This is a genomic window from Aminobacter sp. P4_D5 (assembly GCF_056401815.1).
This window is the reverse complement of the sequence record NZ_JBFUIP010000040.1, coordinates 24,566-39,442: the sequence shown is the minus strand read 5'-3', so window position 1 is coordinate 39,442 and position 14,877 is coordinate 24,566. Positions and strand designations below refer to the sequence as shown.

The 14,877-nt window shown below is 61.4% G+C and carries 15 protein-coding genes; all 15 read right to left on the bottom strand.

The features are described from left to right. Positions 1-543 (bottom strand): NADH-quinone oxidoreductase subunit N (locus AC1DWF_RS11365; RefSeq protein ID WP_476841686.1); only part of this gene is annotated, 543 nt, incomplete at its 3' end. 17 nt (positions 544-560) lie between these two features. Then, on the bottom strand, positions 561-2,066 hold the full coding sequence (locus AC1DWF_RS11360) for an NADH-quinone oxidoreductase subunit M (protein WP_476786136.1): 1,506 nt from the start codon (positions 2,064-2,066) through the stop codon (positions 561-563). Continuing rightward, a complete protein-coding gene (gene nuoL / locus AC1DWF_RS11355) occupies positions 2,066-4,054 on the bottom strand; it encodes an NADH-quinone oxidoreductase subunit L (protein ID WP_476786135.1) in 1,989 nt (662 codons plus the stop codon). The genes AC1DWF_RS11360 and nuoL overlap by 1 nt, the downstream gene beginning before the upstream one ends. 10 nt (positions 4,055-4,064) lie before the next feature. Next, positions 4,065-4,373: an NADH-quinone oxidoreductase subunit NuoK gene (gene nuoK, locus AC1DWF_RS11350; RefSeq protein ID WP_476788329.1), complete on the bottom strand. Its 309-nt coding sequence runs from the start codon at positions 4,371-4,373 to the stop codon at positions 4,065-4,067. A gap of 2 nt (positions 4,374-4,375) precedes the next feature. Then, entirely contained in the window at positions 4,376-4,996 is a 621-nt protein-coding gene (locus tag AC1DWF_RS11345) for an NADH-quinone oxidoreductase subunit J (RefSeq protein WP_476786560.1), read from the bottom strand. A gap of 128 nt (positions 4,997-5,124) precedes the next feature. Further along, a complete protein-coding gene (gene nuoI, locus AC1DWF_RS11340; RefSeq protein WP_055970601.1) occupies positions 5,125-5,616 on the bottom strand; it encodes an NADH-quinone oxidoreductase subunit NuoI in 492 nt (163 codons plus the stop codon). Then, positions 5,616-6,659, bottom strand: a complete 1,044-nt coding sequence (gene nuoH, locus AC1DWF_RS11335; RefSeq protein WP_476786561.1) for an NADH-quinone oxidoreductase subunit NuoH — start codon at positions 6,657-6,659, stop codon at positions 5,616-5,618. The genes nuoI and nuoH overlap by 1 nt, the downstream gene beginning before the upstream one ends. Positions 6,660-6,667: 8 nt before the next feature. Then, a complete protein-coding gene (gene nuoG, locus AC1DWF_RS11330; RefSeq protein ID WP_476788330.1) occupies positions 6,668-8,749 on the bottom strand; it encodes an NADH-quinone oxidoreductase subunit NuoG in 2,082 nt (693 codons plus the stop codon). Between the two features lie 78 nt (positions 8,750-8,827). After that, positions 8,828-9,517 carry an NADH-ubiquinone dehydrogenase gene (locus AC1DWF_RS11325; protein ID WP_476786433.1) on the bottom strand — a complete coding sequence of 230 codons (690 nt, stop codon included), beginning with the start codon at positions 9,515-9,517 and terminating at the stop codon, positions 8,828-8,830. An 85-nt stretch (positions 9,518-9,602) separates the two neighbouring features. Then, on the bottom strand, positions 9,603-10,910 hold the full coding sequence (gene nuoF / locus AC1DWF_RS11320; protein ID WP_476788331.1) for an NADH-quinone oxidoreductase subunit NuoF: 1,308 nt from the start codon (positions 10,908-10,910) through the stop codon (positions 9,603-9,605). A gap of 11 nt (positions 10,911-10,921) precedes the next feature. Continuing rightward, positions 10,922-11,968: an NADH-quinone oxidoreductase subunit NuoE gene (gene nuoE, locus AC1DWF_RS11315; RefSeq protein ID WP_476787035.1), complete on the bottom strand. Its 1,047-nt coding sequence runs from the start codon at positions 11,966-11,968 to the stop codon at positions 10,922-10,924. Then, entirely contained in the window at positions 11,969-13,159 is a 1,191-nt protein-coding gene (locus tag AC1DWF_RS11310; protein WP_476788332.1) for an NADH-quinone oxidoreductase subunit D, read from the bottom strand. A 9-nt stretch (positions 13,160-13,168) separates the two neighbouring features. Continuing rightward, positions 13,169-13,774, bottom strand: a complete 606-nt coding sequence (locus AC1DWF_RS11305; RefSeq protein WP_476786603.1) for an NADH-quinone oxidoreductase subunit C — start codon at positions 13,772-13,774, stop codon at positions 13,169-13,171. Positions 13,775-13,780: 6 nt separating this feature from the next. Next, on the bottom strand, positions 13,781-14,362 hold the full coding sequence (locus AC1DWF_RS11300) for a NuoB/complex I 20 kDa subunit family protein (RefSeq protein ID WP_476786604.1): 582 nt from the start codon (positions 14,360-14,362) through the stop codon (positions 13,781-13,783). After that, positions 14,353-14,718 (bottom strand): NADH-quinone oxidoreductase subunit A, encoded by a 366-nt coding sequence (locus AC1DWF_RS11295; protein ID WP_476786605.1) that lies wholly within the window; start codon positions 14,716-14,718, stop codon positions 14,353-14,355. Before AC1DWF_RS11295 ends, AC1DWF_RS11300 begins: the two co-directional genes overlap by 10 nt. Positions 14,719-14,877 lie beyond the last annotated feature (159 nt).

The following is a 14,877-nucleotide window of genomic DNA, read 5'->3' as shown; positions in this document are numbered from 1 at the left end:
GCCGTAAACAAGGCTGATACCGTAGAGCAGCATGCCAGACGACAGCGCGCCGAGGACGAAATACTTAAGACCCGCTTCGGTCGAACGCACATTGTCGCGGTTGATCGCGGCAATGACGTAGAGCGCAAGCGACTGCAGTTCGAGTCCGAGATAGAGCGCCAGCATGTCGTTGGCCGAGATCATCAGCAGCATGCCGAGCGTCGCCAGCAGGACCAGCACGGGAAACTCGAACTTGTCGAATTTCTCGGCCTTGGCGAAACCGACCGACATGATCAATGTCACCACCGCACCGAGCAGCGTCAGAACTTTCATGAAGCGGGCGAACGGATCGGAAATGAAGGCTGTGCCGTAGCCCTCCCCGTCATGGCCGAACACCAGCATCCAGGCGCCGGCTGCAATCAGCAGCGCGACGGCAAGGCCGGTCACGGTCGAGTTGGCGCGCTCGCCGGAGAACACACCCACCATCAAAAGCGCCAGCGCGCCGACGGCGATGATCAGCTCCGGCATGGAGAGCGAGAGGCTCGAAAGGAGTTCGGGCGTCATGGTTCGCAAAACCCCTGTCAGTTCGCCGCCGCGGTCTGCGCGGCGTCGATCGATACGGTTACGTTGTTGATCAGCGCCTTGACCGAGGCGGTCGTGACGTCGAACACCGGCGTCGGATAGACACCGTAGAAGATGACCAGGATGATCAGCGGATAGAGCACCACCTTCTCACGACCGGACAGATCAAACAGACCCTTCAGGCTTTCCTTGGTCAGCGAGCCGAACACCACGCGGCGGTAGAGCCACAGTGCGTAGGCAGCCGACAGGATCACGCCGGTGGCAGCAATGAACGCCACCCAGGTGTTGACCTGGAAGATGCCGAACAGCGTCAGGAACTCACCGATGAAACCGCTGGTGCCGGGAAGACCGACATTGGCCATGGTGAAGATCAGGAAGGCGACGGCGTATTTCGGCATGTTGTTGACCAGGCCGCCATAGGCCGAGATCTCACGGGTATGCATGCGGTCGTAAACGACACCGACGCAGAGAAACAGCGCGCCCGAAATCAGACCGTGGCTGAGCATCTGGAAGATAGCGCCCTGCACGCCCGTCTCGTTCATCGCGAAGATGCCCATGGTTACGTAGCCCATATGGGCAACCGACGAATAGGCGATCAGCTTCTTCATGTCCTCCTGCATCAGCGCCACCAGCGAGGTGTAGACGATGGCGATGACCGACAGCGCAAAGACCATCGGCGCGAAGAACTCGGACGCCAGCGGGAACATCGGCAGCGAGAAGCGCAGGAAGCCGTAACCACCCATCTTCAGCAGGATGCCCGCCAGGATGACCGAGCCTGCCGTCGGCGCTTCGACGTGTGCGTCTGGCAACCAGGTGTGTACCGGCCACATCGGCATCTTCACCGCAAACGATGCGAAGAATGCGAGCCACAGCCAAGTCTGCATGTTGGCCGGGAAATCGTGCGCCAGAAGCGTCGGGATGTCAGTCGTGCCGGCCTGCCAGAACATCGCCATGACAGCGAGCAGCATCAGCACCGAGCCGAGCAGCGTGAACAGGAAGAACTTGAAGCTGGCATAGACGCGGCGCTTGCCGCCCCAAACGCCGATGATGATGAACATCGGGATCAGCACGGCTTCGAAGAAGACGTAGAACAGCACGATGTCCAGGGCGACGAACACGCCGATCATCAGCGTTTCCAGAATCAGGAACGCGATCATGTATTCCTTGACGCGCTTTTCCACCGACTCCCAGCTTGCCAGGATGCAAAGCGGCATCAGGAAGGTCGTCAGGATGACGAACAGCATCGAAATGCCGTCCACGCCCAGATGGTAGGAGATGCCGGAGTCGAGCCAGGCGGCCTTCTCGACGAACTGGAAGCCAGCTTCCGTGTTGTCGAAATAGATCCAGATCAGCAGCGACACCGCGAAGGTGAACACCGTGGTGAGCAACGCGACATTGCGGATATTGCGGCGCGCAGCGTCACCATCGTCCCTGATCAGAAGGATCAGGAACGCGCCGACCAGCGGCAGGAAGGTGACTAGCGACAGAATGGGAACGCCAGACATCAGAAGGAGCTCCCGAGCATCATCCAGGTAACGAGGGCCGCCACGCCGATCAGCATGGCGAAAGCGTAGTGGTAGAGGTAACCGGTCTGCAGCTTGACGACACGGTTGGTCACGCCGACGACGCGGGCAGAGATACCGTCGGCGCCAAAGCCGTCGATCAGCTTGCCATCGCCCGTCTTCCACAGGAAGCGGCCGAGCCACTTGGCCGGGCGGACGAACAAGAAGTCATTCAGCTCATCGAAGTACCACTTGTTGAGCAGGAAGGCGTAGAGCCCGCGATGGCGCTCGGCCAATACCTTCGGCATCTCCGGCGAGCGGATGTAGAAAAGGTAGGCCATGGCGAAACCGCCGATCATTGCCGCGAACGGTGCGAGCTTCACCCACATCGGCACGCTGTGGAAATCGTGCAGGATGTGATTGGTGTCGAGCGTGAACAGCGCGCCCTTCCAGAACTCCGCATAGGCTTCGCCAATGAAGTAGTCGTGGAACATGACGCCCGCAAACAGCGCGCCGACGGCCAGGATGAACAGCGGCACCAGCATCACCGGCGGCGATTCATGCACATGGTGCATGACGTCGGCGGTCGCGCGAGGCTTGCCGTGGAAGGTCATGAAAATCAGACGCCACGAATAGAAGCTGGTGAAGCAGGCGGCGATGACGAGCATAGCGAAGGCAAAACCGGCGACCGCGTTATGTCCGACGAACGCGCCTTCGATGATGGCATCCTTGGAGAAGAAGCCGGCCGTACCGATAATCGTCGCCGGGATACCGACGCCGGTCAGCGCCAGCGTGCCGATGACCATCATCCAGTAGGTGGTCGGGATCAGCTTCCTGAGGCCGCCCATCTTGCGCATGTCCTGCTCATCGGAAACGGCATGGATGACCGAACCCGACCCCAGGAACAGCAGCGCCTTGAAGAAAGCGTGCGTGAACAGATGGAAGATCGCCGCCGAGTAGAAGCCCATGCCGAGTGCCACGAACATGTAGCCGAGCTGCGAGCAGGTCGAGTAGGCGATGACCCGCTTGATGTCGTTCTGGACCAGGCCGACGGTTGCCGCAAAGAAGGCGGTGAAGGCGCCGATGAAGGTCACGACCGTCAGGGCCGAGTGCGACAGCTCGAACACCGGCGACAGGCGAGCCAGCATGAACACGCCGGCAGTGACCATCGTTGCGGCATGGATCAGCGCCGAAACGGGCGTCGGGCCTTCCATGGCGTCCGGCAGCCAGGTGTGCAGCGGCACCTGGGCCGACTTGCCCATGGCGCCCATGAACAGCAGCAGGCACACGACCGTCAGCGCGCTGTGCTTGTCGAGCGCAAAGCCAAGGAAGGTCAGCACGGTTTCACCATGCTCGGCAGCGCCTTCAGCAGGCAGATAGGTCGCAGCACTTGCAAAGATCGTGCTCAATTCGACCGAACCGAACAATACGAACAGGCCGAAGATGCCAAGCAGGAAGCCGAAGTCGCCGACGCGGTTGACCACGAAGGCCTTGATGGCGGCGGCATTGGCCGATGGCTTCTTGTACCAGAAACCGATCAGCAAGTAGGACGCGAGGCCCACCCCTTCCCAGCCGAAGAACATCTGGACGAGGTTGTCCGACGTCACCAGCATCAGCATGGCGAAGGTGAACAGCGACAGATAGGCGAAGAAGCGCGGCCGATGCGGATCGTGATGCATGTAGCCGATCGAGTAGATGTGAACCAGCGCTGACACCGTATTGACCACGACCAGCATGACCACCGTCAGCGTGTCAATGCGCAGTGCCCAGTCGGCCTGCACAGGCCCAACATCGAGGAAGCGCAGCACCGGAACGGTGAAGGCTTGCACATCGCCAAAGCCCACCTTGATGAAGGCGACCCAGGACAGGACGGCTGACACCACCAGCAGACCGGAAGTGATGTATTCGGATGCCTTCGCTCCGATCGAACGACCAAACAGGCCGGCGATCAGGAAACCGAGAAGCGGAAGGAAGACGATTAGCTGATACATTTTTGTCCCGTCAGCCCTTCATCATGTTCACGTCTTCGACCGCGATGGAGCCGCGGTTGCGGAAGAATACGACCAGAATGGCAAGCCCGATTGCCGCTTCGGCGGCGGCGACCGTCAGCACGAATAGCGCAAACACCTGGCCGACGAGATCGCCGAGCTGGGCCGAAAACGCCACGAAATTGATATTGACCGCGAGAAGGATCAGCTCGACCGACATCAGGATGACGATGACGTTCTTGCGGTTCAGGAAGATGCCAAACACGCCAAGCGTGAACATAACCGCTGACAGCGTGAGATAGTGCCCAATGCCCACAACCATGGTCAGATTCCCTTGCCCGTCTCGACCTTCTTGACCTCGATCGCGGTAGCCGGCGTGCGGGCGACCTGGGCCGAGATGTTCTGGCGCTTGACATTTGGCTTATGGCGCAGCGTCAAGACGATTGCGCCGATCATGGCGACCAAAAGCACGAGGCCAGCGATCTGGAAGAAGTAGATGTAGTTTGTGTAGAGGATGTCGCCGAGCGCTGCCGTGTTGTGGCGTGTGGCGATATCAGGCGTTGGCTGAGCCACTGCAGATCCGAGCTTCGGCACGAAGGCATAGCCGCCAGTCACCACGATCAGCTCGGCGGCCAGGATCAGGCCGACGAATGCTCCGATCGGCGCATACTGCAGAGCGCCCGACTTGAATTCGGCGAAGTCGACGTCGAGCATCATGACGACGAACAAAAACAGCACCGCCACCGCGCCGACATAAACGACGAGCAGGATCATCGCCAGGAACTCGGCGCCGGTCAAAAGGAACAGACCCGCCGCGTTGAAGAACGTCAGGATCAGGTAGAGCACCGAGTGAACCGGGTTGCGCGCCGAAATGACCATGAAGGCCGACGCCACCGCGATGAAGGCGAAGAGGTAGAAAAATACCGCTTCAAGTCCGTTGAGCATGGGTTCCCCCGGTTTTCCTTTCGGGCAGTACGCGTCTGCGCCCTGCCCTGTTCACGTCCTTGCTCCGCCTCCGGTGCAGGTCGCGCGTTCCTTAGACGAGCCGGCTTGGCCCGTCCATTGTTCAAGCCTCAGCGATAAGGCGAATCCATCGCGATGTTGCGCGCGATCTCGCGCTCCCACCGATCGCCATTCGCAAGCAGCTTGTCCTTGTCGTAGTAAAGCTCCTCGCGCGTTTCCGTCGCGAATTCGAAGTTCGGCCCCTCGACGATGGCGTCGACCGGGCAGGCTTCCTGGCAAAAGCCGCAATAGATGCACTTCACCATGTCGATGTCGTAGCGCACCGTGCGGCGGGTGCCGTCATTGCGGCGCGGGCCGGCCTCGATGGTGATGGCCTGCGCCGGGCAGATCGCTTCGCACAGCTTGCAGGCAATGCAGCGCTCTTCGCCATTGGGATAACGGCGCAAAGCATGCTCGCCACGGAAGCGCGGGCTGACCGGACCCTTTTCATGCGGATAGTTCAGCGTCGCCTTGGGAGCAAAGAACTGGCGCATGGACAAGAAGAAGGCGCCGACGAAGTCCTGCAAAAGCAGTGATTTGGCGGCTTGGGCTAGCGCGGACATTATGCCATTCCCGTAAGCTTGAGGAAGGCGGCGGTAATGACGACCATCGCCAGCGAAATCGGCAGGAACACCTTCCAGCCCAGACGCATCAACTGATCATAGCGGTAACGCGGCACGAAGGACTTCACCATGGCGAACATGAAGAACACCATGCAGACCTTGAGCACGAACCAGATCACGCCAGGCACCCAGGTGAAGGGCGCGAAGTCGAAGGGCGGCAGCCATCCGCCGAGGAACAGGATCGTCGTCAGCGCGCACATCAAAACGATCGCGACATACTCGCCGAGGAAGAACAGCAGGAACGGCGTCGACGAATATTCGATCATGTGACCGGCGACGAGTTCCGACTCGGCTTCGACCAGGTCGAAGGGCGGCCGGTTCGTCTCGGCCAGTGCCGAGATGAAGAAGATCACGAACATCGGGAAAAGCGCGAGCCAGTTCCAGTCGAGGAACGTGTTGGGCAGGCCGAGCCGCGTACCGATGCCATCGCCCTGCGACAGGACGATGTCGGTCAGGTTGAGCGAGCCGGCGGTGAGCAGCACGCAGACGATGACGAAGCCGATCGAGACTTCATAAGACACCATTTGCGCCGCCGAGCGCAGCGCGCCGAGGAACGGATATTTCGAGTTCGAGGCCCAGCCGCCCATGATCACGCCATAGACCTCGAGCGAGGAAATGGCGAAGACATAGAGGATGCCGACATTGATGTTGGCGATCGCCCAGCCTTCGCTGACCGGTATCACCGCCCATGCCGAGATCGCCAGTACCGCCGAAACCACAGGAGCGAGCAGGAACACGCCCTTGTTGGAACCGGACGGAATAATCGGTTCCTTGAAGACGAACTTCAAAAGATCGGCGAATGCCTGCAGCAGGCCCCAGGGCCCGACGACGTTCGGGCCGCGGCGCAGCTGTACGGCCGCCCAGATCTTGCGATCGGCATAAAGGATGTAGGCGACGAAGATCAGCAGAACGACGATCAAAACGACCGACTTCAGCAGGATGATCAGCGCCGGCAGGACGTAGAAGGAGAAAAAGGTATCCATGACAGCCTTTACTCCGCCGCCTGCTTGAAGCCATTTTTGGCCAGTGCCGAACACTCGGCCATCACCGCCGACGCACGTGCGATCGGATTGGTGAGATAGAAGTCCTTCACGACAGAGGTGAAGGCGCCCTTGTTCAGCCGGCCGCCGAGCTTGGCAACCTTGGCGATGTCGTCACTGTTACCTGAATCGATCTCGTCGATACGGGCGAGATGCGGGAGCTCCGCATAGAGCTTGGCGCGCAGCTGCGGCAGGGAGTCGAAGGGCAGCTTGTGGCCGAGCACGTCGGACAGCGCCCTGAGGATGGCCCAGTCTTCCTTGGCCTCGCCCGGCGCGAAGCCGGCGCGGTTGGTCTGCTGCACACGGCCTTCGGTGTTCACATAGGTGCCCGACTTCTCGGTATAGGCAGCAGCCGGCAGGATGACGTCGGCGCGGTGCGCGCCGGTGTCGCCATGCGTGCCTATGTAAACGACGAACGCGTTCGCGGCCTTGCTGAGGTCGAGTTCGTCGGCACCCAGCAGGAACAGCACGTCGGTCTCGCCGAGCATGCCGGCAGCGTTCTTGCCCCCCTCGCCCGGCACGAAGCCGACGTCGAGACCGCCAACGCGGGCGGCTGCGGTGTGCAGCACGGCAAAGCCGTTCCAGTCGGTACGGCTGGCATTGACCGCCGTCGCGAGCTTGGCAGCCTGACCGAGCACGGCAGCACCATCGGCACGGGCGATCGCGCCCTGGCCGACGATGATCAGCGGATGGGTCGCCTTCTTGAGAGCCGAGAAGAACTTGCCATTGCCTTCGGCCAGATCCTTGAGCGTATCCGGACCCGAACCCAGCTGTTCGTAATCATAGCGCGTATCGCCGATCTCGCCGATGACGGCGACCGGCACATTGGCGGCGCGCCAATGCTTGCGGATACGGGCGTTGAGTACCGAAGCCTCGAAGCGCGGATTGGCGCCGATGATGAGGATGGCGTCGGCCTGTTCGATGCCTTCGATGGTCGGGTTGAAGATGTAGCTTGCACGGCCGAGCGAGGGATCGAGCGCTGCACCATCCTGGCGGCAGTCGATGTTGTTCGAGCCAAGCAACGAGATCAGCTGCTTGAGCGCATACATCTCTTCTGCCGTGGCGAGATCGCCGGCAATGGCGCCGATACGATCAGCCGAGGTCTTGGCGACAGCTTCCTTGATCGCAGCGAAGGCGTCTGGCCAAGTCGCCACTGCCAGCTTGCCGTCCTTGCGAACGTAAGGCCGGTCGAGGCGCTGGGTGCGCAGCCCGTCCCAGATGAAACGGGTCTTGTCGGAGATCCACTCCTCGTTCACCTGCTCGTTGATGCGCGGCATGATGCGCATCACTTCGCGGCCACGCGTATCGACGCGGATGGCGGAACCGACAGCATCCATCACGTCGATGGACTCGGTCTTGGTCAGCTCCCACGGACGTGCCTGGAAGGCGTATGGTTTCGAGGTCAAGGCACCAACCGGGCACAGGTCGATGACATTGCCCTGCAGCTCGGAGGTCATTGCCTGTTCGAGATAGGTGGTGATCTCGGCGTCTTCGCCGCGGCCGATCAGGCCAAGTTCGGAAATGCCGGCCACTTCGGTGGTGAAGCGGACGCAGCGCGTGCAATGGATGCAGCGCGTCATGATCGTCTTGACCAGCGGGCCGATGTTCTTGTCTTCGACCGCGCGCTTGTTTTCATTGTAGCGCGAACCGTCGAGGCCGAAGGCCATCGCCTGATCCTGCAGGTCGCATTCGCCGCCCTGATCGCAGATCGGGCAGTCGAGCGGGTGATTGATGAGCAAGAACTCCATCACGCCTTCGCGGGCCTTCTTGACCATCGGCGTGTTGGTGAAAATCTCAGGCGTTTCGCCGTTCGGGCCGGGGCGCAGATCGCGCACACCCATGGCGCAGGATGCCGCCGGCTTGGGCGGTCCGCCCTTCACCTCGACAAGGCACATGCGGCAATTGCCGGCGATCGACAGCCGCTCATGGAAGCAGAAACGCGGCACTTCCGCGCCAGCCTCTTCCGCAGCCTGCAGCAGCGTATAGTGGTCGGGTACCGAAATCTCTTTCCCGTCGACCTTAAGCTTTGCCATAGCGCCTCAAATCCCGCGGATGATCCGCATTCCGTCCTGCAAGGGGCGCGGCCTGCGCTGCGCCCCGAAATCCACAATTCACCCGGCGGTCTTGCCGCCAGCCAGCGTTATCGCCTGCCCGATCCAGTCGTCGCGACCGATCCGACCCTTGAAGCCGAGATAGTCGTCGGCCCAGCCCACTTCTTGTCCCGTCCAGCCGGCGATCTGGCCGTAGGTCCAGATGCCCAAACCGTTCAGTACCTGCTCCAGTTTCGGGCCGATGCCGGCGATCGCCTTCAAATCGTCAGGCGCTTCCGGCCGTTCGATAGACGCCGGCTGCCTGAAATCCTCTGGCTGAAACCCCACCGGCGCTTCAGCCACGACCGCGACCTCGGCAACGACCGGCTCAGCCGCTCGCGTCGCCTCGACCTTCTCCAGCTTGCGCGCCAAGGTCTTCACCTCGGCGATCAGCGAGGCCGTGCTGGCCTCAGCCTTTTTCGTTGCCACCGGCTTGGCCTGAGTCGCACCGCTGAAATCACCAAAGTCAGGCGAAAACAGCCGCTGCGCAGCCTCAGACACGCCAGTCACGGCCCCGATCCAGACGCCCATGGCGTGACTGGCGAGGCCGACACTCAGAGCGGAAGCAGCAGCGATTCCAGCGGCGGGATGAACCATCAGATTTGCCGTACCGGCAAACTCCTTGGGCAGCATCGCCACGAAGTCCCTGTTCATCTGCTCCAAACGTTCCATCTCAGGCACTGCACTTTCGGGAATGGGAAATGTCGACATTGGTGTCTCCTTGTCGCCTTCGCCGTTCGCCTCTGCCTCGTCGTTTCCTATTTCGGACCTTTGGCCCGCACTTTCTGACTAATTCTTACTCTGCCGCCACCAGCACGGGCTCGGCGCGATGGGAATTGCGCGAGAACTCGTCGATGCGCCGCTCGATCTCCGGACGGAAGTTGCGGATCAGGCCCTGGATCGGCCATGCGGCCGCATCGCCCAGCGCGCAGATCGTATGGCCTTCCACCTGCTTGGTGACGTCGAGCAGCATGTCGATCTCGCGCTTGTGCGCTTCACCACGCACCAGGCGCTCCATGACGCGCCACATCCAGCCGGTGCCTTCGCGGCACGGCGTGCACTGGCCGCAGCTCTCGTGCTTGAAGAAGTAGCTGAGGCGCGCGATCGCCTTCACGATGTCGGTCGACTTGTCCATGACGATCACGGCAGCCGTGCCGAACGAAGACTTACGCTCACGCAGACCGTCGAAATCCATCGGGCAGTCGATGATGTCCTCGGCCTTGACCAACGGGCACGACGCGCCGCCGGGAATGACGGCCAAAAGGTTATCCCAGCCGCCGCGGATACCGCCGCCGTGCTTTTCGACCAGCTCGCGGAACGTGATGCCCATGGCCTCTTCGACCGTGCAGGGCGTGTTCACATGGCCAACCAGCATGAACAGCTTGGTGCCGACATTGTTCGGGCGGCCGATGCCGGAGAACCAGGCCGCGCCACGACGCAGGATGGTCGGCGCGACAGCGATCGACTCGACGTTGTTGACCGTCGTCGGGCAGCCGTAGAGGCCGACATTGGCCGGGAACGGCGGCTTGAGGCGCGGCTGGCCCTTCTTGCCTTCGAGGCTTTCGAGCAGCGCGGTTTCTTCGCCGCAGATATAGGCGCCGGCGCCGTGATGAACGTAGATGTCGAAATCGTAGCCGTTCTTGTTGTTCTTGCCGATCAGCTTGGCGTCATAGGCCTCGTCGATGGCGCGCTGCAATGCTTCGCGCTCACGGATGAACTCGCCACGCACATAGATGTAGGCCGCAACGGCACCCATGGCGAAACCGGCAAGCAGGCAGCCCTCGACCAGCGTATGCGGGTCATGGCGCAGGATATCGCGGTCCTTGCAGGTGCCCGGCTCGGATTCATCGGCATTGATGACGAGATAGGACGGACGGCCGTCGGCGTTCTGCTTGGGCATGAACGACCATTTGAGACCGGTCGGGAAGCCGGCGCCGCCACGGCCGCGCAGCCCCGATGCCTTCATCTCGTTGATGATCCACTCGCGGCCCTTCTCGATGATGCCGGCAGTGCCATCCCAGGCGCCACGCGACATCGCACCAGCCAGCGACTGGTCGAAGCGGCCGTAGATGTTGGTGAAAATGCGGTCCTTGTCTTCAAGCATGTTCTTGCTCCTCAGACCGGCTTCTTGCCGAAGACGCGGATGTATTCGGCCTCACCGCCCTTGGCGAGCGCCTTGGCCTGCTTGACCCAGTCGTCACGTTCGATGCGACCATGAAAGCTCAGATAGCCGTCGACCCACTCGCGCTCCGCCTTCTTCCACGACGCCACCTGGGCGAAGGTAAAGATGCCGAGTTCGTGCAAGGTGCCCTCGATCTTCGGACCGACGCCCGAGATCAGCTTGAGGTCGTCGACGGCAGCCGGCTTGGCGATGCCAGCCGGACGGTTCTTGTCTTCCAGCGATGGCTTGACCGGCGCGGCATCAGCCTTGGCCGGCACGGCAGCAACAGCGGCAGGCTTCGGCGCCTCGGCCTTCACCGGCTCGCCGCCAGCCTTCGCGGCCTTGGAAGCAGCCTTGGCATCCTTGTCGCGGGTGGTCTTGAGCACACCCTTCTCGTCCGTGAGCGAGGTGAACCCGGTCAGCGGCGCGGAGAACACGCGGCCGGTCTGCGGGCCCGTCTTGACCTGCTCGCCCTTGCCCACCTCGAACTGGTCGATGATCTCGGCCAGCCGTTCCGGCGTCAGGTCCTCGTAGGTGTCCTTGAAGATCATGACCATCGGCGCGTTGACGCAAGCGCCAAGGCACTCGACCTCTTCCCACGACAGCGTTCCCGCCTCGTTGGTGTGGAACTGATCGTGATGGATCTTGGAGCGGCACACATCCATCAGCTCTTCCGAGCCGCGCAGCATGCAGGGCGTGGTGCCGCACACTTGAATGTGAGCGCGCGTGCCCACCGGCTTGAGCTGGAACTGGGTGTAAAACGTCGCCACTTCCAGCGCGCGGATATAGGGCATCGCCAGCATGTCAGCGACATGCTCGATGGCGGCCTTCGTCACCCAGCCGTCCTGCTCTTGCGCGAGCATCAACAACGGGATGACGGCCGACTGTTCGCGGCCCTTGGGGTACTTGTTGATCCAGGTCTTGGCCTGCGCGGTCATCGCCTTGTTGAAGGCGAATGACGCTGGCTGGACGCTGGCTTCTGCGAGACGGCGGACTGACATTTAGCGGTCGACCTCACCAAACACGATGTCGAGGGAGCCGAGAACGGCTGAGATATCCGCCAGCATGTGGCCACGGCACAGGAAATCCATCGCCTGGAGATGGGCGAAACCTGGTGCGCGCAGCTTGCAGCGRTATGGTTTGTTGGTGCCGTCGGAGACGAGRAAGACGCCGAAYTCGCCCTTGGGCGCTTCGACAGCCGCATAAACCTCGCCTGCCGGCACGCGGTAGCCTTCGGTGTAGAGCTTGAAGTGATGGATCAGCGATTCCATCGAGCGCTTCATCGCCTGACGCTTCGGCGGAACCACCTTGCCGTCCATGTTCGAAACAGGACCGACGCTTTCCTTGCCGAGCAGCAGATCGACGCACTGGCGCATGATCTTCGCCGACTGGCGCATCTCTTCCATGCGGATCAGGTAGCGGTCGTAGCAGTCGCCGTTCTTGCCGATCGGAATGTCGAATTCCATCTCGGAATAGCACTCGTAAGGCTGGCTCTTGCGCAGATCCCAGGCAGCGCCCGAACCGCGCACCATCACACCCGAAAACCCCCAGGCCCAGGCGTCGTCGAGCGAAACCACGCCGATATCGACGTTGCGCTGCTTGAAAATGCGGTTCGGCGTGAGCAGATCGTCGAGGTTCTTCACCGTCTGCAGGAACGGATCGATCCACTTGCCGATGTCTTCGACCAGCTTTTGCGGCAGGTCCTGGTGGACGCCGCCCGGACGGAAATAGGCAGCGTGCATGCGCGCGCCGCAGGCCCGCTCATAAAACACCATCAGCTTTTCGCGCTCTTCAAAGCCCCACAGAGGCGGGGTCAGCGCGCCAACGTCCATCGCCTGCGTCGTGACGTTGAGCAGGTGCGACAGGATGCGGCCGATCTCGGAATAAAGCACGCGGATGATCTGGCCGCGCTTGGGCACATCGATGCCGAGCAGGCGCTCGATAGCCAGCGAAAACGCATGTTCCTGGTTCATCGGCGCGACATAGTCGAGCCGATCGAAATAGGGGATCGCCTGCAGATAGGTCTTCTGCTCGATCAGCTTTTCGGTGCCGCGATGCAAAAGGCCGATATGCGGATCAACGCGATCGACGACTTCGCCATCCAGCTCGAGCACCAGACGCAGMACGCCRTGCGCSGCCGGRTGCTGCGGGCCGAAGTTGATGTTGAAATTGCGGACGGAGGTTTCAGCCATTTCGGCGCCTCAATTCGTCTTGGCTTTTTCGTCGCCCGGCAGCACGTAGTCGGTGCCTTCCCAAGGAGACAAAAAGTCAAAATTGCGGAATTCCTGCTTGAGCTCGACCGGCTCGTAGACGACGCGCTTCTGCTCGTCGTCGTAGCGAACCTCGACGAAGCCGGTGAGCGGGAAGTCCTTGCGCAGCGGGTGACCTTCGAAGCCATAGTCCGTCAGCAAGCGACGCAGGTCCGGATGGCCGGAGAACAGGATGCCGTACATATCGTAGGCTTCGCGCTCGAACCAGTCGGCGCCCGGATAAACCGACGTCACAGACGGAACCGGCGTATCCTCGTCCGTGCTGACCTTGACGCGGATGCGCAGGTTCTGGTGCGGCGACAGCAGGTGATAGACGACGTCGAAGCGCTTGCGGCGCTGCGGATAGTCGACACCGGCCGCATCGATGAACGACACGAACTGGCACTGCACGTCACTGCGCAGAAAGGTCAGCACATCGACGATGTCGGCGGCCTTCACCGTCAGCGTCAGCTCGCCATAGGCGACGGCACTTTCTTCGATGTCCGCATCGAGCTTTTCCGCAATGTATGCGGCGAGGTCGTTCAGGGCTTCACTCATCTGGGCTCACCGCTCAATCGTGCCGGTGCGGCGGATCTTCTTCTGCAGCATCAGGATGCCGTAGAGCAGCGCTTCAGCGGTCGGAGGACAGCCTGGCACGTAGATGTCGACCGGCACGACGCGGTCGCAGCCGCGCACCACCGAATAGGAATAGTGATAGTAGCCGCCGCCATTGGCGCACGAGCCCATCGAAATGACGTAGCGTGGCTCAGGCATCTGGTCGTAGACCTTGCGCAGGGCCGGTGCCATCTTGTTGGTCAGCGTRCCMGCSACGATCATCACGTCCGACTGACGCGGAGAGGCGCGCGGTGCGATGCCGAAACGCTCGGCGTCATAGCGCGGCATCGAGATGTGCATCATCTCGACGGCGCAGCACGCCAGACCGAAGGTCATCCACATCAGCGAGCCGGTGCGCGCCCAGGTGATCAGCGCCTCGGACGAGGTGACAAGGAAACCCTTGTCGGAAAGCTCGCTGTTCAGGTCGCCAAAGAAGGCGTCGTCAGAACCGATGAGCTTGCCGGTGTTCGGATCGATGATGCCTTTCGGCTTCGGTGCGATCAGGGTGCCGGAGGCGTCGTTCAATCCCATTCCAGCGCTCCCTTTTTCCACTCATAGATAAAGCCGATGGTCAAAACGGCCAGGAAGATCATCATCGACCAGAAACCGAGCATGCCGATCTTGCTGAAGGACACCGCCCACGGAAACAGGAAGGCGACCTCGAGGTCGAAGATGATGAACAAGATGGAGACCAGATAGAAGCGAATGTCGAACTTCATGCGCGCGTCGTCAAACGAGTTGAAGCCGCACTCGTAGGCAGAAAGCTTCTCCGGATCCGGATTGCGATAGGCGACAAGGAAGGGCGCCGCGATAAGCGCAATGCCGACTAGAAGCGCCACACCGATGAAGATGACGATGGGCAGATACGAACTCAAGAGAGCGTTCATGCTGCGAATTCCGTTGGTGGCCTATCCACCCAGATTTACAGCACGAGGTCCGTTTCCGGAAGCGCGACAGATTCTCGCCGAGCCGGACGAAACGGTCGTGCTGCAATGCGGCGACGGTTAGCGCAGGCGGTCGGGCGAAGCAAGTCCAACCTTGTCCAA